Annotated in this window: 17 protein-coding genes; 10 read left to right on the forward strand and 7 right to left on the reverse strand. The window is 61.2% G+C overall.

The annotated features are described in order from the left end of the window. The first annotated feature begins 147 nt into the window (after positions 1–147). The 5 genes from NKI32_RS08170 (at position 148) to NKI32_RS08190 (ending at position 4,468) form a co-directional block, all read left to right on the forward strand. The gene (locus NKI32_RS08170) at positions 148–1,200 is read left to right on the forward strand and encodes an ABC transporter ATP-binding protein (protein ID WP_352538792.1); all 1,053 of its coding nucleotides are present in this window, start codon (positions 148–150) and stop codon (positions 1,198–1,200) included. Between the two features lie 42 nt (positions 1,201–1,242). Then, a complete protein-coding gene (locus NKI32_RS08175) occupies positions 1,243–1,695 on the forward strand; it encodes an RbsD/FucU family protein (protein ID WP_023669431.1) in 453 nt (150 codons plus the stop codon). A gap of 4 nt (positions 1,696–1,699) precedes the next feature. Continuing rightward, positions 1,700–2,629, forward strand: a complete 930-nt coding sequence (gene rbsK, locus NKI32_RS08180; protein ID WP_353002489.1) for a ribokinase — start codon at positions 1,700–1,702, stop codon at positions 2,627–2,629. A 272-nt stretch (positions 2,630–2,901) separates the two neighbouring features. Further along, a complete protein-coding gene (locus NKI32_RS08185) occupies positions 2,902–3,702 on the forward strand; it encodes an alpha/beta fold hydrolase (RefSeq protein WP_353002490.1) in 801 nt (266 codons plus the stop codon). A 130-nt stretch (positions 3,703–3,832) separates the two neighbouring features. Then, on the forward strand, positions 3,833–4,468 hold the full coding sequence (locus tag NKI32_RS08190; RefSeq protein WP_023753595.1) for an SGNH/GDSL hydrolase family protein: 636 nt from the start codon (positions 3,833–3,835) through the stop codon (positions 4,466–4,468). Between the two features lie 61 nt (positions 4,469–4,529). Here the strand turns inward: NKI32_RS08190 and NKI32_RS08195 are convergent, their stop codons facing one another. Then, on the reverse strand, positions 4,530–5,540 hold the full coding sequence (locus NKI32_RS08195) for an NADP-dependent oxidoreductase (protein WP_353002491.1): 1,011 nt from the start codon (positions 5,538–5,540) through the stop codon (positions 4,530–4,532). Between the two features lie 91 nt (positions 5,541–5,631). On the opposite strand from NKI32_RS08195, the gene NKI32_RS08200 reads away from it, so the two are divergent. From NKI32_RS08200 to NKI32_RS08220, 5 genes are all read left to right on the forward strand, one after another. Continuing rightward, positions 5,632–6,564 (forward strand): LysR family transcriptional regulator, encoded by a 933-nt coding sequence (locus NKI32_RS08200; protein ID WP_353002492.1) that lies wholly within the window; start codon positions 5,632–5,634, stop codon positions 6,562–6,564. Positions 6,565–6,758: 194 nt separating this feature from the next. Beyond that, complete coding sequence (locus NKI32_RS08205) at positions 6,759–7,163, forward strand: MAPEG family protein (protein ID WP_023682292.1); 405 nt, start codon at positions 6,759–6,761, stop codon at positions 7,161–7,163. A gap of 142 nt (positions 7,164–7,305) precedes the next feature. Beyond that, positions 7,306–8,211: an SMP-30/gluconolactonase/LRE family protein gene (locus NKI32_RS08210; RefSeq protein WP_023819371.1), complete on the forward strand. Its 906-nt coding sequence runs from the start codon at positions 7,306–7,308 to the stop codon at positions 8,209–8,211. 68 nt (positions 8,212–8,279) lie between these two features. Beyond that, positions 8,280–9,452 carry an alpha-hydroxy acid oxidase gene (locus tag NKI32_RS08215; protein WP_050588691.1) on the forward strand — a complete coding sequence of 391 codons (1,173 nt, stop codon included), beginning with the start codon at positions 8,280–8,282 and terminating at the stop codon, positions 9,450–9,452. Further along, positions 9,445–10,134: an RraA family protein gene (locus tag NKI32_RS08220; RefSeq protein ID WP_023715423.1), complete on the forward strand. Its 690-nt coding sequence runs from the start codon at positions 9,445–9,447 to the stop codon at positions 10,132–10,134. Before NKI32_RS08215 ends, NKI32_RS08220 begins: the two co-directional genes overlap by 8 nt. Before the next feature lie 13 nt (positions 10,135–10,147). Here the strand turns inward: NKI32_RS08220 and NKI32_RS08225 are convergent, their stop codons facing one another. The 6 genes from NKI32_RS08225 to NKI32_RS08250 form a co-directional block, all read right to left on the reverse strand. Continuing rightward, positions 10,148–11,101, reverse strand: coding sequence for a response regulator (locus NKI32_RS08225; protein WP_023669440.1), 954 nt, complete (start codon positions 11,099–11,101; stop codon positions 10,148–10,150). A gap of 64 nt (positions 11,102–11,165) precedes the next feature. Further along, positions 11,166–12,185, reverse strand: coding sequence for a chemotaxis response regulator protein-glutamate methylesterase (locus NKI32_RS08230; RefSeq protein WP_023715424.1), 1,020 nt, complete (start codon positions 12,183–12,185; stop codon positions 11,166–11,168). 22 nt (positions 12,186–12,207) lie between these two features. Continuing rightward, complete coding sequence (locus NKI32_RS08235; RefSeq protein ID WP_023669442.1) at positions 12,208–14,481, reverse strand: hybrid sensor histidine kinase/response regulator; 2,274 nt, start codon at positions 14,479–14,481, stop codon at positions 12,208–12,210. Next, positions 14,478–15,182, reverse strand: a complete 705-nt coding sequence (locus tag NKI32_RS08240) for a chemotaxis protein CheW (protein WP_081725531.1) — start codon at positions 15,180–15,182, stop codon at positions 14,478–14,480. Before NKI32_RS08240 ends, NKI32_RS08235 begins: the two co-directional genes overlap by 4 nt. Beyond that, a complete protein-coding gene (locus tag NKI32_RS08245) occupies positions 15,182–16,423 on the reverse strand; it encodes a CheR family methyltransferase (protein WP_023734098.1) in 1,242 nt (413 codons plus the stop codon). The genes NKI32_RS08240 and NKI32_RS08245 overlap by 1 nt, the downstream gene beginning before the upstream one ends. Beyond that, positions 16,420–16,887 carry a chemotaxis protein CheW gene (locus NKI32_RS08250; RefSeq protein WP_023700505.1) on the reverse strand — a complete coding sequence of 156 codons (468 nt, stop codon included), beginning with the start codon at positions 16,885–16,887 and terminating at the stop codon, positions 16,420–16,422. The genes NKI32_RS08245 and NKI32_RS08250 overlap by 4 nt, the downstream gene beginning before the upstream one ends. Positions 16,888–16,893: the final 6 nt, after the last annotated feature.

Here is a 16,893-nt window from a genome sequence, read left to right on the forward strand (position 1 = left end):
CGGATAAAAATCCGACTGCCGGATTGGCAACAGCTAATATTTGCGTAATCGATTACCTTGTCAACACGAATGGCTTTTTATCGATAACATACCGACTTGCCCTTGCCGTTGGCAATGGCTAGCTTCACCGCGAGAAAAGGGGGGACGATGGCTCAAGTCGCGATCAGCAATGTGGCCAAGGCGTTCGGAACCGTCAAGGTCCTGCACGAGGTCAGCGTCGATATCGCCGATGGCCAGTTCGTGGTGTTGGTCGGCCCGTCGGGCTGCGGCAAGTCCACGCTGCTCAGGATGGTGGCCGGGCTGGAGACCGTCTCCGGCGGCACGATCGCCATTGGCGAGCGCATCGTCAACAATCTGCCGCCGGCCAAGCGCGACATCGCCATGGTGTTCCAGAACTACGCGCTCTATCCGCACAAGACGGTGGAGCAGAACATGGCGTTTGCGCTGAAGCTGCGCAAGACCGATCCAGCCGTGGTCGCCGAGCGGGTCAAGCGCGCCGCCGACATTCTCGACCTCAATCCGTACCTGAAACGTTATCCGCGCCAGCTCTCCGGTGGCCAGCGCCAGCGCGTCGCCATGGGCCGCGCCATCGTGCGCAATCCGCAGGTCTTCCTGTTCGACGAGCCGCTCTCCAATCTCGACGCCAAGCTGCGCGTGCAGATGCGCACCGAGATCAAGGAACTGCACCAGCGGCTGAAGACCACCACCATCTACGTCACCCACGACCAGATCGAGGCCATGACCATGGCCGACAAGATCGTCGTCATGCGCGACGGCCGCATCGAGCAAGTCGGCGCGCCGTTGGAATTGTTCGACCGGCCGGCCAATCTGTTTGTCGCCGGCTTCATCGGCTCGCCGTCGATGAACCTGCTCAAAGGCGTGGTGCGCAAAGGCGACAAGGTCGAGATAGCAGGCACGCTGTTCCCGATTGCGGCCGGCAGCGCCGCCAAGGAGGGCCAGGCCGTGGTCTATGGCGTGCGGCCCGAGCATCTCGAAATCCATCCCGACGGCGTGCCGGCAAAGATCTCGGTAGTCGAGCCGACCGGTTCCGAAACGCTGGTCTTCGTACGTTTCGGCGAGGGCGAGATGGTGGCGCTGTTTCGCGAGCGCCACGACTTCAAGCCCGGCGACACGCTCAATCTCAAGCCGCGCCTCGACCAGGTCCATCTCTTCGACGCCGAGACCGGCAACCGGCTCTGATTTCCAATCGACTTTGACCAAACCTGTTTGACGAGGACTGCTATGCTCAAAGGGATCAACCCATTGCTCAATGCCGATGTGCTCCAGGCGCTCAGGGCAATGGGACACGGCGACGATCTGATCATCGCCGACACCAATTTCCCCGCCGATTCGGTGGCAAAGCAGACCGTGCTCGGCAAGCTGCTGCACATCGACGCCTCGGCGGCCGATGTGGTCAAGGCGGTGCTGTCGCTCTATCCGCTGGACACTTTCGTCGACGATGCGGCCGCGCGCATGGAGATCGTCGGCAAGCCGGACGAGATCCCGCCGGTGCAAAAAGAGGTGCAGAAGGAGATCGACAAGGCGGAAGGCAAGGCCTGGCCGATGATCTCGGTCGAGCGCTATGCCTTCTACGAGCGCGCCAAGAAAGCCTATTGCGTCATCCAGACCGGCGAGCGCCGCTTCTATGGCTGCTTCGCCTTTCGCAAGGGCGTCGTGCCGCCGGACGCCGAGTAGGGCCATGGCGTCGGGCAAGCCTGTCGTCATTCTGGGCGTTTTCGTCGCCGACACCGCTTACCGGGCCGATCGACAGCCGCGCATGGGCGAGACCATTCTTGGTAATTCCTTCAAGCTGGGGCCTGGCGGCAAGGGCTCGAACCAGGCGGTGGCGGCAGGCAAGCTCGGCGCCGACATCTCTTTCCTGACCCGGCTTGGCGTCGATGCTTTCGCCGACATGGCCAAGGCGACCTGGGCAGAGGCGGGCGTGAAATCCGCCGTCATCGACACGCCGCAAAGCTATACCGGCGCGGCCTATATCTTCATCGAGGAGACGACCGGCAACAACGCCATCATCGTCAGCCCGGGTGCGGCGATGCTGATCTCGTCTGAAGACATCGAGGCCAATGCCGGCCTGATCCGTGGAGCCGGCGTCTTCGTCACCCAGCTCGAACAGCCGATCGACGCGGCACTGCGCGCACTCGAGATCGCGCGCGGGGCAGGGGTGACCACCATTCTCAATCCGGCGCCAGCGGCCAAGCTGCCGGACCGCATCTACACGCTGTGCGACTATGTGACCCCCAACGAAACCGAGGCGGAGGAACTGACCGGCATCAAGGTTTCTTCGATCGACGACGCTCGCAGCGCCGCCGACAGCCTGCTCAAAAAAGGCGTCGGCTCGGTCATCATCACGCTCGGCGAAAAAGGCGCGCTGCTGCACACGGCCGCTCGGTCCGACCATGTCCCGGTGGTCAATGCCGGCGCAGTGGTCGAAACCACCGGTGCGGGCGATGCCTTCAATGGCGGCCTGGCCGCCGCACTCGCCAAAGGCGTGGAGCCGCTGCAAGCCGTCCGCTTCGCCTGCGCCGTCGCCGGCATTTCGGTGACAAGGCCGGGCACCGCGCCGTCCATGCCGACGCTGCAGGAGGTCGAGGCGCTGCTGGCCAAGGGGTGACGTCGTTGCGGGAGAGACCGAATTCAGATCCGACCGGATCTGAATTTCCACATGCAAGACCATGTTCTAGACGATTATGTCACATTTCTCCTGAGGAGAAATGGCGCGAGTGACGGGGCTCGAACCCGCGACCTCCGGCGTGACAGGCCGGCGAAAACGCCTGATTAATCAACGAATGGTTTCAATTCCTCACGCTCTCGAATTTGCGGGAAAAAGCGCGAAATTGAAACTTGCTTATCAGAACTCCTCGTCAACTCCGCGAGATATTAACTTTGATCGACGCCTCCGCTGCTGCCAGCCTAGCGGCTGGACCGGGACAGACTGCTCCCGGCGACTTCTGGATCGGCTGGAGACGGCAGATCGATGCGCTCGCTTCCGCCGGATTCCGGGTCATCGTTCCCGACCAGAGGGGCTACAACACCAGTGACAAGCCGAAAGCCATCCGTGAATACACGCTCCCGAAGCTCGTCGGCGATGTCGTTGCCATCGCCGACGCGCTCGGCATCGGAAGGTTTCACCTCGTCGGTCATGACTGGGGCGGTATCGTCGCCTGGGCCGCAGGCGCAAAGCTGCCGCACCGCCTGGAAAGGCTCGTCATCCTGAACGCGCCCCATCCCGAGGTGCTGCTTGCCCATTCCTTGCGATCTCCGACCCAGTTCCTGCGGAGCAGCTATGCGGCCTTCTTCCAGCTCCCCTTGCTGCCGGAGGCTTTTCTGGGGGCGGGGCGCTCGGCTCTGCTGGCACGGGCGCTCATCAAATCCAGCCGAACAGATGCCTTCACGGCGGAGGAAATCGCAGAGTATCGGCAGGCCTGGGAACGGCCGGGGGCGCTGACAGGCATGCTCAACTGGTATCGGGCGCTTCGCTTCCGCCCAAGCCTGAAGGAGCGGATCACGACGCCGACCCTTGTACTGTGGGGGATGCAGGACCAAGCTCTGGAATATGGCCTGGCCGAGCGCAGTCTGGCCCTTTGCAACGATCGGGGCCTGCAGACGTTCGAGAAGGCGACTTGGGTACTGCGCGAAGAGGCCAGCGCGGTGAATGCCGCGCTTCTGGCGTTCCTGGACGGCTGAGATGCCGTTCCGTTCTGTAGGTGGCCTGACTCGCCCTGATCTCCTGACCGTGCTCGCTGCCGCGGTCACAACCCACCACCTTACCTCCTCTGCTGATGCAGCATTGGCAGAGGCCTCAACGGAGCATCCGATGCCACACGTCGTCCTTCTCGGGGATTCGATCTTTGACAACGCTGCCTATGTCGCGCACGGGCCCGACGTAGTGCGGCAGCTGCGGGAGCGGTTGCCGGAGGGGTGGCGTGCAACGCTAAACGCCGTCGACGGCGCCGTCACAAGCGGCGTCGAGCGGCAGCTTGAACGGCTCCCCCAGGATGCTAGCCATCTTGTCGTCAGCGTCGGTGGCAATGATGCTCTTCGTCATGCAGGGATTCTGGAGCAGGGGGCCCGTTCGGTGGCCGAGGTTCTGGACAGGATCAGCGATATCCGGGAGGAATTCGAGCACGACTACTGTACGATGCTCGAGGGGGCGCTGGGCCAAAACCTACCCACCGCTGTCTGCACGATCTACGAGGCGCGCTTTCCCGACCCACAGCGTCGTAGACTTGCCGCAACTGCCCTGACGGTCCTCAACGACGTCATCACCCGGGCGGCGTTCTCGCGCGGTTTGCCGCTCGTCGACCTGCGCTTGGTATCGAATGATGACGCGGACTTCGCCAATCCCATCGAACCGTCAGTGCAAGGCAGCGCGAAGATCGCGGCAGCCATCGCGGCACTTGTAGTCGAGCACGATTCAGCCGGACGTCGGTCGGTGGTCTTCGTCGGCTAAACGGCGTAATTGCGCCCGATCGTCTGCACTCCCGATGGTCGGTCGGACTGAAAGCAACAATTCAGACGGCCAGCACGATCTTGCCTTGAATACTGCCGTCGGCGGCGCGCTCGTGTGCGCGCGATGCCTCGGCCAGCGGGAATGTGCTGTCGATGACGACACGCACAAGGCCGTCGTCGAGCAGGCGGGCGGCTTTTGCCAACTGCGCGCCATTGGATCGAACCTGTGTGGATGAGACCGTGATCCCCAGCCTCTCTGTCTCTTCGTGACCAGCGAAGCCCAGTGGGTTGACCAGGAACAGCGCGCCGCCCGGCTTCAGAACATGGAAGAAGCGCTCCATGTCCGCGCCGCCCACCGCGTCGAGGACAAGGTCGACGTCTCGAACGACATCTTCCGCGGTTGTCTTGTAGTCGATGAATTGATCCACGCCAAGATCGCGCATCAGCGCCTCGTTCTTGGCCGATGTCACCGCGATGACGCGCGCGCCCCGCCATTTCGCCAACTGGACGGCCAGATGCCCGACACCGCCTCCGGCACCATTGATGAGCACCGTCTTGCCGTCGAGGGGCACCGGCTCATGCGGTAAGGGCTGGAACGGATTCGGCTCGTCGTGGCCAAGTTCGATCAAGAACTGCCATGCCGTCAGAAGCGACATCGGCGCACCAGCCGCATGAATATGGTCGATGCCGGCTGGTTTCAACGCAACATGCGATGCCGGCACACTGACATAATGCGCGTAGGCATTGCTACCCGTCATCAAGTTATCGGGGAAGTGAACCATTGCGTAGACCTCGTCACCGATGCTGAACTCAGCGACGTCAGCGCCAACCGCTTCAATGACGCCCGACACGTCCGTGCCGAGAATCAGTGGGAAGGACGCGTTGGGTCGCCATTCTGGCGGCAGTGCGCGATAGCCATCCCGCAGATACCAGTCGGGCGGATTAAGCCCGGCCGCCTGGACTCGGACAAGCACCTCGCCGGGCTTCACACCCGGCCTAGGCGCGTCTTCGTACACCAGCATCTCGGGACCACCGAATGCGTGCAGACGGACTGCCTTCATCTTATCGCTCATGGTGAAATCTCCGCTCATCCATGTCATTGGAGCGAATCTAGCGGCATGACCGCCGGTTGATAATCGGTGCCGATGGCGGTTAAGTAATGCCATGGCGGAACATATCACTTTGGATCGGCTCACTGGCATCATCGCCTTCGCGCGTGCGGGATCGCTGGGCAGCTACACGGCAGCGGCGCGCGCGCTGTCGATTTCCCCGTCGGCGGTCAGCAAGAGCGTCCAGCGGCTCGAGCGGCATTTAGGATTGTCGCTGTTTACCCGTACAACGCGCTCGCTCACCTTCACGCCCGAAGGGCGCGACCTGCATGAGCGCGCGCTGCGTCTGCTACGCGAGGCGGAGGAAATAGAGCAGGCGGCAATGACCGCGCGCTCCGAACCATCGGGCACGTTGCGCGTGGCCGCGTCGCTGCCGATCGGACTGCATCTGATCGCTCCGGCTTTGCCGGCTTTCCGTCGGCTCCATCCGAACCTGATCGTCGATCTCAGGCTGGGTGACCAGATGGTGGACATGATCGAGGAAGGGATCGATGTCGCCATACGCATCGGTGATCTGGCTGACACCCGGCTACTATCACGCAAGATCGCACCCCATCGGCTTTGCTGCTTCGCCTCGCCAGCCTATCTCGAGGAACGCGGCACACCGACCCATCCCGATCACCTGGAAGGGCACGACACCGTCAACCTTCGATATCAGAGCACAGGCCAGGCCTTTCGCTGGCCCTTCCGGATTGGCGACCGTGAAATCGAGATCGTGCCCAATTCCGGTGTGGTCGCCGATGCCAGCGATGCCGTGCTCATCATGCTGGCAGCCGGCGGTGGGATAGGCATAGGCGCCTCCTTCATGGCGGCTCCCTATGTGAAGCGCGGCGAACTGGTCCCAGTGCTGTCCACGTTCGCGGTCGAGCGAAACAATGTCACCGTGCTCTGGCCGGCAAGCCGACGCGCCAACCCCGCCGTGCGCGCCTTTCTGACCATGCTCGACGCCGCTTTCACTCTGCGAATGGCAGCTTCAAGCATCGACTGATCTGGCGCGGAAGGGTCGCTAAAGGGCGAAAGCGGTCAATCCTGCTGATTGGCTGAACGGCAGCTATTCCGGGCACAACGTCCAAAAGCTGCTATTCCGTTTCGGCCCCACTACAGGCCGCCCCTCCTCGTCGAATAGCATTAGACTAGTTGATCGGCTACAACGACCTAGAGTGCTAGCAACGGGGAGGGCACATGTCGGCGAGTGCTTACGCATTGACTGGCTTCATCTCGTGGGCGCTGGCCCTGCTGATCGTGATGGAAGTTATCCGGAGCTACCTGGTGATCTCTGGGCAAGTCCCGGCAAACGGCTTTACGCCAGATAACGGAGCCCTCTCCCCGTTTATGCGGAGGTTAGCCCGTGCCCACGCCAACTGCATTGAAGGGCTTCCAATCTTCGGAGGTCTGCTCGGAGTCGCGATCATCATTTCAAAGACAGATGTCACGGATCCCTTGGCCTCCACGATGTTAGGCGCACGTATAGTGCAGTCGGTGATCCACCTCGTCTCAACCAGCCAACTCGCGGTCAGTCTCAGGTTCACCGCGTTCGCTGTGCAAATGGTGATTGGTGCGTATTGGTGCTGGTTGCTGTTGATCTGAAGAGTGGCGGAGCCCCGACGCAAAAGTGGGCCACCTAGCGCGCACGTCAGTCTAGTTATCTTTCGAGTCGCCGGGTCATGTGACCGCCAGGCTGGATTATGCTCAACAAATCTTGATAGGCTGCCGTTCTGGGGGTCGCACGATGAACGAGGTTGAAAAGCTGGCCGTCGAGGTTGTCGCGACCGGCCTTGGCTGGCCCGAGGGCCCGACGGTGCTGCCCGATGGCCGAATTGTCATCGTCGAAAGCTATCGAAGCCAGCTGACGGCCATAGATCGCGACGGAAGTGCTCGCCAATTAGCGTATGTTGCCGGAGCGCCCAACGCCTGTGTTCTTGGATCGGATGACCTGCTCTATGTCTGCCAAAACGGCGGCACGACCGGACCTTGGCGGGCCGCGGAGATGACGACACCATCCATCCAGCGGGTTGCCGAAGGCGGAAAGCCGGAAATCCTGCTAAGCGAAGTCGCAGGCATTCGGCTCAATGGTCCAAACGATCTTGTATTTGCTGCTGACGGCCGGCTTATCTTTAGCGATCCCGGCACATACAACCCGGGGAACCCGGACCCCAGCTACATCTTTGCCGTCAACCCCGACGGCAGTGCGTACCTTGCTCTCGGTTTCGACAAGCCGACGTTCCCCAATGGTGTGGCGATCGAAGCCGACGGCTCGATCATTTGGGGGGAGTCCTATACGGGTCGCGTCAAGCGGCAGCGTCCGGATGGTTGCGTCGAAGACCTGGGCCGCTTGCCTGGGGCCAATCCGATCCCGGACGGGCTGAAGGTCGGAGCCGATGGCCGCCTTTATGTCACGGATATTGCCGCCAACGGCATTCACGTTCTGAAGCCCAACGGGACAGCGGAGGGTTTCTTCGTCTGCGGCAAGGCAACGACCAACTGCGTCTTCTCGGGCGAGATGCTTTGGGTGACAAATGCCGGCGTGCTGGCGACCGGCAGCGATCCCTCCTTTGAGGGAACACTCTCCTGCGTGCGTGTTCCGGGAGGCGGTGGACCGACGCATCATGGTCGCATCGGCGGAAAGCAACCGTGAGTAGCTCCTCGTCCGCCTCAAACACAGGCGATGACCGCGGTGCCGGCGGTGCGGCATCGTCTGCTTCGATGGCGGCGTTGAAGTGCCTGTACAGCGTGGCCGCGGTCCGCGTCGCCGCGCGGCGGACTTTGCCACGCCCGGTGTTCGACTTCGCCGATGGCGGTGCCGAGGATGAGCGAACGCTGCGCCGGAACGAGCAAGCTTTTAACGAGGTTGCCATTCTGCCGCGACCACTCAACGGTGCAACGACGCGAGACCTTTCCCTTGACCTCTTCGGCGCGAAACTTGCCATCCCGCTGGGCATCGCGCCAACCGGCCTGGCTGGGCTGTTCTGGCCCGACGGCGAGCGCGCAGCCGCCCGAGCCGCAGCGGCCGCAGGGACATTCTACTGCGCCAGCCACGGATCCGTCTGCACGCTGGAGGATATAGCAGCCACCGGAAGTAGCCCACGGTGGATGCAGGTGTTCGTCTATACCGATCGCGGCTTCACCCGAGAAATGGTGGATCGGGCGCGTGCCTCAAGCTACGACGCGCTGGTGCTCACCATCGACAACCAGATGCTTGGCAACCGTGAACGCGACATCCGCAACGGTTTTGCCATCCCGCCGCGCTTCGGTTTGGCCGGAACCCTCGCGGCCGCCACCAAGGCGGCGTGGCTTCTTCGTATGCGCACCCGACTCCCGAAACTGACCTTCGGCAACTACGCGCGCCCCGGGGATACGGCGACGGTCGGTGCATTGGCGGGCCGCATGGCCGCAATGCTCGATCCCGGACTCTCCTGGGCCGATGTCGACTGGCTGCGCACTGTCTGGTCCGGACCGTTGTTGCTGAAAGGCGTCCTGCATCCCAGCGAAGCCGCCGAGGCTGTAGCGCGGGGAATCGACGGCATCATCGTATCCAATCATGGGGGCCGTCAGCTTGACGGCGCCGCCGCATCGCTGGACGCGTTGACGGCGGTTGTCGCGGCTGTCGCAGGCCGCATACCGGTGCTTATCGATGGCGGCATCAGGCGAGGCTCCGACGTCGTCAAGGCGCTGGCGCTCGGCGCCTCGTGCTGTCTGATCGGGCGGCCGCAGTTGTGGGGGCTCGCGGTCGCCGGCGAGGAGGGGGTACGCCACGTGCTCGAACTCTACCGCAAGGAGATCGACCGCGTCATGGGACTGATGGGCGCGCGGAGCCTGCGCGACCTCGGGCCGGACTGTATTTCGTTCGTTCAGGGAATGGGGCCGCTACATGATTGAAGACCCACCACTGCTCACCATCAAGCGCCGTTTCGAACGGCCCGCAGCAGAAATCATCAGTGCTTTTGCGGGCGTGCCGGTTAGCCAGGTCGTAGACGCGATGGGGGGACGCGGCGCCTTGCATTATGCGATCAAGCCACTGTCGCCAGCTACTGCGACGATGGTCGGCGTCGCCGTGACCTGTCACTGCGGCCCCGCCGACAACCTCGCCCTGTTTGGAGCACTGGATGCCGCAGCAAGTGGCGACGTCATCGTCGCTTCCACCGACAGCTTTGCCGGTACGGCGGTAACTGGCGATCTCGTGCTCGGCATGGCGCGCAACAAGGGCGTCGCCGGCTTCATCACTGATGGCCTCGTGCGCGACGTTGTCGGGATCGAGGCTGTCGGGTTGCCGGTCTACTGTGCCGGGGTCATTGCGAATTCGCCTGCGCGCAATGGTCCAGGCACGGTCGGATTCCCGGTGGTGCTTGGAGGAGTGACTATCTCGCCGGGAGACATACTGGTCGGCGACCGGGACGGTATCGCCGTGGTCCCCCGCCTGGAGGCTGAGACTGTGCTGGCGCGGCTCGCCGCCATCAGGGCGTCCGAGCAGGCACTTGATGCGCTCGTGCGCCAAGGTCTTGAAGTGCCCGACTTTGCCAAGGTCGTCCTCAAATCGAACAGGGCGCGCTTCGTTGACTGAGATGTGAGCTTCTCTAGCTGCGGGACATATGAAGCGCAACACGATTTCGTCCTTCCGATTTGGCACGAAACAGAGCCAAATCGGCGGCATTGACGAAATCGTTTGGCGTCTCGTTCTCGGTGGGCACCGCTGTTGCGACGCCGACGCTGATGGTCACGCGATCCGGGCCGTGGGGTATGTTCAACTCCCGCACGCTCTGGACGAGCCGCTCGGCGATCGCACTGGATTGTTCCAGTATAGTGTCGACCAACACGATGACGAACTCTTCGCCTCCGTACCGCGCAGCGAGATCGGTGGAGCGGCCGGAACCGCTCTGGATTACGCGGGCGATTTGCTTGAGCACATCGTCGCCGGCCATATGGCCATAGGTATCGTTGTATCGTTTGAAGTTGTCGGCATCGATCATCAACAGCGACAGTGGGGACTGTGCGCGAAAAGCGCGTTTCCATTCAGCCGCCAGATATTCGTCAAAATAGCGCCTGTTGCCGAGACCCGTCAGGCCATCGATCCGCGTCAGACGTTCAAGCTCTAGATTTGCACTGATCAGCTGTCGCTGGCTTTCCCTCAGCGCTCGGTGTGCCGAGTCTCGCTGGACGTGATCCAGATAGGCCCGCGTGTGATATCGAATGCGTGCAATCAACTCGATACGATCCGGCAGTTTGACGAGATAGTCGTTCGCGCCCGCAGCGAAGGCTTCGCCCTTGGTGGCTGGATCTTCCTTGCTCGACAGCACAATGACTGGCACCGCGCGTGTCGACGCATGCTTCCTGTATTCTCGCACCAGATGCAGCCCATCGACCCCTGGCATCACGAGATCCTGCAGGATAACGGTTGGCTTTACCTCATCCGCGACCGTCATCGCTCTCAACGGGTCGGTGCAGAAGTGTAAGGAAATATCGGGCTCGTTGGCTAGAGCGCGCCTGACCGCCTCGCAAACCATGATCTGATCATCGATGAGCAGAACCATGGATGAATAGTTATCTGCGAGTGGCGGGACCAACTCTGGTTCTTGCGTCATCGGAAGGGGCCTTTCACGTGGAGCGCTCGCAGGCTTCGATTATACGTGAGCCGATCGCACCCAAAGGAAGAATATCAACAGCCGCGCCGATGTCGGCGGCGGCCTTCGGCATGCCATAGACGGCACTGGTTGCTCTATCCTGCGCGATTGTGAGATGCCCCTTGTCACGGAGCTGTCTCAGCCCGCGCGCACCATCCCTGCCCATGCCTGTGAGCAGAACACCAATCACCGGGCCAGGCCACCATTGCGCCGCACTTTCGAAGAACACATCTACGGACGGCCGATAAACATTGTCCTTGGGGCTGGGCGTATAGCCAAGTTGCTGAGCTGACTTGAAAACCAGATGATCCGCAGAACTGGCAACGAGAACGGTGCCCGCTTGAGGGCTATCCCTTTCCCCCGCCGGACGGATCGGGAGACGCGTATGCTGCCCTAGCCAATCAACAAGGCCTGGAACGAACTGAGCATCGAGATGCTGGACGAGCACAATCGCGCCGCCAAAATCAACGGGAAACGCGCTCAGGACTGCGGCAACGGCAGCCGGCCCGCCCGCAGAGGCGCCGATTGCTATCAGGCGTCGAGTTGACGGCTCAGCCGCACGTGACATCCGCCTTTTCGCCTGGGTAGGCGCATCACCGATCAACTTGCCTATCGTTCGTATCTTGTTCGTCAAAAGCCGGGCGGATTGCGAGGACGCGTTGCCTTCGATGCCCACCGACGGAATATCGACTGCGTCAAGCGCGCCATGACCCATTGCTTCGTAGACGCCGGCGAGGTTGGCTTCGATACTGGCGGTCACCAGCAAGATTGAGCACGGGGTTTCCGCCATGATTCTGCGCGTCGCTTCCACGCCGTCCATCTCTGGCATCGCTAGATCCATGAGTATCAGATCCGGCAGATCACGTCTGCAGACCTCGACCGCCTCACGCCCATTGGTCGCGATCCACGCGACCTGATGTTCGCCGGTCGACAGGACCAGTCGACGCAGAAGTTCAACCGCCATCGGCATGTCGTTGACTACGCCGATTCTCATTCGCTGGCTTCCAATCTCGATCTCATTCAGCCGCCTCGCCAATCATGTCCACGACGGCATGGATCAGCGCCTCGTCCTGAAAACTACTCTTGGTCAGATAATAGTCCGCACCTGCGTCGAGCCCGCGCGCGCGATCTTCTTCCCGATCCTTGTATGAAACGATCATAATGGGTGTGTTCTTGAGATCAGCGTCCTTTCTGATCAAACTCACCAGCTCGATGCCATCCATGCGAGGCATGTCGATGTCGGTGACGACGAGATCGAAAGGACCAGACCGGACGGCATTCCACCCGTCCATGCCGTCTACCGCCACTTCGACCTCATAACCGTAATTGCCGAGCATCTTGCGCTGGAGTTCGCGAACCGTCAGTGAATCGTCAATCACGAGCACGCGCTTGCGCCTGCTCGCTTCGGGGCCGCCCGCGGCGCGCCGAAGAGCTCGAAATCCGCTGGACGATGCAAGCTTTTCCACCGATCGGATCAGATCGTCGACATCGAAGATCAGAACGGGCGAACCATCTTCCATCAGGGCCGCTGCGCTGATGTCCTTGATCTTGGCAAACCGTGGATCGAGAGGTCTGATCACTAACTCGCGTTCCCCGAGAAAACGGTCAACGATCAGGCCGTACGCATCGCCCCGACCCGCATCTACGACGACGACCGATAGTTCGTTCGGTTCCGATCCGGGCTCACCTCGATCGAGCACCTCGCGAGCGGTGACCAGCCCGATCTGTCGATCGTTTAATCGAAAATGCGGCCGGCCCTGCAGGACGTTGATCTCCGTCCGCTGCAGTTTCAAAGTCTTGGAAATGGCAGCGAGTGGAAAAGCATAGGGCTCTCCATCGACATCGACGAGCAGCGTGCGCAGGACCGACAGTGTCAGCGGCAATTGCAGTTGAAATCGGGTTCCGTGGCCAAATTCTGAGGAGACGCTTGCGACTCCCCGGACTTCCTTCGTCATGGCTTGCACTGCATCGAGCCCCACACCGCGACCTGAGACGTCGGTAAGGCCCGCTTTCATGGAAAAGCCTGGCAGAAACAGAAACGCGAGCAATTCGCTTTCGCTGAGTGTTTCAGCACTTTCCCTGGTTGCAAGTTGCCGGGCGACGACGGTCTCGCGCAGCTTCGAGAGCTCTATCCCCCTGCCGTCGTCCACCACGGCTATCTGCAGCAGCCCGGCATTGTGCCTCGCTTCGAGCCTGATGAGCCCCTCTTCGGGTTTGCCCATCGCGAGGCGCTCCTCAGGCGGTTCAAGCCCATGGTCTACAGCGTTGCGCAGAAGGTGCCCCAAAGGGGCATCGAGCTGCTCGAGGATATCGCGGTCGATGCCGGTCGAGCCGCCTACGATCTCCAGTCGCACCCGCTTGCCAAGGGTACGACCGAGGTCGCGGATCATTCTCGCATAGTGTCGCACGCCGTCCTCAAAAGGCCGCATCCGGCTCGCCAACGTTTCGTCGTACAATCTGTTGGCAAGATCGGTCGCTTTCCGATCCACTGAATCCAACTCATCGAAACGCTGCGCCAGGAACGCTTGGCTCAACCGAAGCTTTCGCTGCGCTTCAGCCAGCGCCTCCACCACCGCCGCATCGTTTGAAACCGGCGGCAGCACTGCATGAAGATTGTCGAACGCACTTGCGAGGTCCGATTGAAGTCGCTTCAGCCGTAGCAGCCCGTCAGCGAATGGCCTGAGCCGCCGAGCTTCCATCAGCGACTCGCCAGCCAGCCCGAGCAATCGGTTCAGGCTGTCTGCCGTCACCCGAACCATTCTATCAGAGCCGATGCTGCCGTGGGCTTGCGGTACCGCCCCAACGAGGAGGTTCGCTGAAGAGGTCGTCGCCAGTTGCTCCTGGGCATGATCTGGAGTTGCGAAATCAGCTGCAGAATCTTGGGGCCCGGGCTTTGCCTGGGGGAGGGACAACCCCTCGAACTTCGCGAGAAAGGTTTCGACTTCTGAGTTGGCGCTCTCGCTCGATGATCCCGATGCGATCAATTTCAAAAGGTCAGAACCTTGCAGAAGCGCATCTATATGCTCCCGTCGCACCCTCAGATGCCCGCGTTGCGCTGCGACCAGACAGTCTTCCATCGCATTTGCAACTTTGACTGCGGGCATCAGGTCGATGATGCGGGCAGCTCCTTTCAGAGAATGCGCGGCACGCATGCATGCTTCCAGGGCGTCGGCGGCTATAGGATCGCGTTCGAGTGCCAGAAGTCCAGAGGTTAGAGCCCGTGACTGCGTCTCCAGTTCGGCCTGGAAGAGGCTGAGCATCGAAACCTGGCTGAAGTCTTCATCTGTCATGCGATGCTCCGATCCAGCATCGTGAGCAGTTGTCGTGGATCGAGACAGCCAACGGCTCGTCCTTGCCATGGCAGCACGGCAACCGTAGCGGCAGACAGTGCCTTCCCAATCATGGCCGGAACAGCGAGAGTGTCGCGTTCCTGGTACCGATGTAAGCCGTGGATCTCATCAACCATAAAAGCAACCCGCTTGTCGCGCTCGCCTACCACGACAAGGCGGCGAAATACCTTGGTTCGTGTGCCTTGTTCCCCTTCCTTGCGCTCGTCTATCCCGAGCAATTCGGCCAGGGAAAGGCAAATGAGCAATTCACCACGGACATTCGCAATGCCGAGCAGTGCACTGTTCCTGCGATGTGGAAGTGAATGAACGCGACGAGATTCAGCCACTTCATGAAAAATACCGACTGGAAGTGCCAGCCATTCCTCCCCCAAACGGAAGAGAACGGCCGTCTGCAGCGCGTCGTTGTCTGCCGAATCGATCCCTGCACGACCAGCGTTGTCAGGCCATTCGTCGCGAGATGCCGAGGGAGCTGCACGGTCGAGGAGGCGTCGTGCGATCTTCTTGTAGGTCGGGCAATTGCGGCAGTGGAGATGCTGCTCTAGTAGCGGACATGACTTGTCACCCCGTACGCCTATTTGCCGCCAGCAGTCGTTGATTTCGATCTGCTCCACCGGCTGAGCGATCCTTGTCGAAGCCGCCATCAACTGCCGCTCCTTTTCTGGACCCGACCCAGCCGGCCGGCCAGCGCCTCGGCGCCGTTATGGTCGCCTTGCTTGCTAAGCAGCAAGGCCAGATGGACAAGAGCTTCTCGATGATTTGGCGCGAGATAGAGCGCCTTGCGATAACTTTGCGCGGCTTCGGGTGCAGAACCATCCGCATCCTGGACGAGGCCCAGCAGGTAGAAGATTTCTGCGGAAGGACCGAACTCCCTGAGATGCGCCAGGGCGACCTCCTGTGCCTCCTTTACGCGTCCTGCATTGGCGATCCGTTCAACCGCGATGAGGCTTTCCGAGGCGCGTGCAAGCGGCTTGGCCGGAGCCTGCCCGCGGCCTTCATTGCCAATTGTCGGTCGGAACGGACGAAGAGGCTCGCTCTTGTTGACCTTAGGGCTTGGCGTCCGCACCGGGACGGCGGCCGAAACCTTCGGCGCCGTGGTCTTGACGGGCTCCGATTTCAGAAAGGCGAAGGCCAATGGCCATTCAGCGGAAAGAAAGCCATGCACCCTTGGAAGAGCTGCTTCCGCCGGACCGACCAGAAGAAGTCCGTCTTTGGCCAGCAGGTCCTTCAGGCAGATCAATGCGCGATCCTGCAGCTCTCGATTGAAATAGATCAGCAAATTGCGGCAAAGCAGGATGTCATAGACCTCTTGCCCGAAAGGCGCGTGAGAACCGAACAAGTTTCCTACCATGAACCGAACCTGTTTCAGCACCCCAGCAACAGGCCGCAACCCGCCCTCGGCCGCTTCGAAATAGCGATCCTTGAATTCTAAATGGCTGCCGCGAAACGAATTGCGGCCATAGATGGCGTGTTCAGCCGTCGCGATATTGCGGCTGCTGACGTCCACGCCATCGATCTTGAACTCATGCGCCTCAAAGCCGGCATCGAACATGGCCATGGCGACCGAGTAAGCCTCTTCGCCGGTTGAACATGGCAGGCTCAGGATTCTTATCGGCTGAGCAGGCTTGTGCGCGCGCGCATGCCGCGCCAGCATCGTGAACGCTTCTCGGTCGCGAAAGAACCAGGTCTCTGGGATCACCACCGCATTGATCAGCTCCTGCAGCTCCTGCGAGGAACCGGCCAAGTGTTGCCTATAGGCCTGAGGGTTGGTTATCCGGCATGCTTCCATCCGTTCTCTGACCGCCTGACGAACCACTGTCGGACCAACGCTGGCACTGTCCAGTCCAATGGTTTCCGTCAGGAGCTTTTCTATTGCTCCGGTCATTGATCACCTATTGCCGCCTGGCGGAGCAAAGCGGTACGAATCTCTTCCGAAAGCAGCGCTTCCACTTTGACCCACTGAATGATCTCCAAACCATCGGAAGCCACCGGCCCAAGATAGGGCGGGGTTCCTGGTTCCAGTCCGAACGGCGCGAAATCGGCCGGGTCTCGCTCGATCGTATCCGTCACCCGTTCCGCGATCAGCCCCAGCAGGCGTCGCTCGCCATCATCCGCCGGATAGCGCGTCACAACGATCCGGGTGCTCAACAGGCGCTCCGATGGTCGGCCAAGCGCAAGAAGGGTGACATCGATCAGGGGGATGGGTATTCCGTTATAGCTGACCAAACCCACCACACCAGTTGGCGCACCCGGAAGAACTTTCACGTCGATATAGGGCAGCACCTCTTCAATTTTGTGGACATCGATCAAGTAGCGATCCGGACCCATGCTGAAGGCGAGGAATAGCATTGTCAC

It is taken from the genome of Mesorhizobium sp. M0761 (assembly GCF_040320205.1).
Classification (GTDB): domain Bacteria; phylum Pseudomonadota; class Alphaproteobacteria; order Rhizobiales; family Rhizobiaceae; genus Mesorhizobium.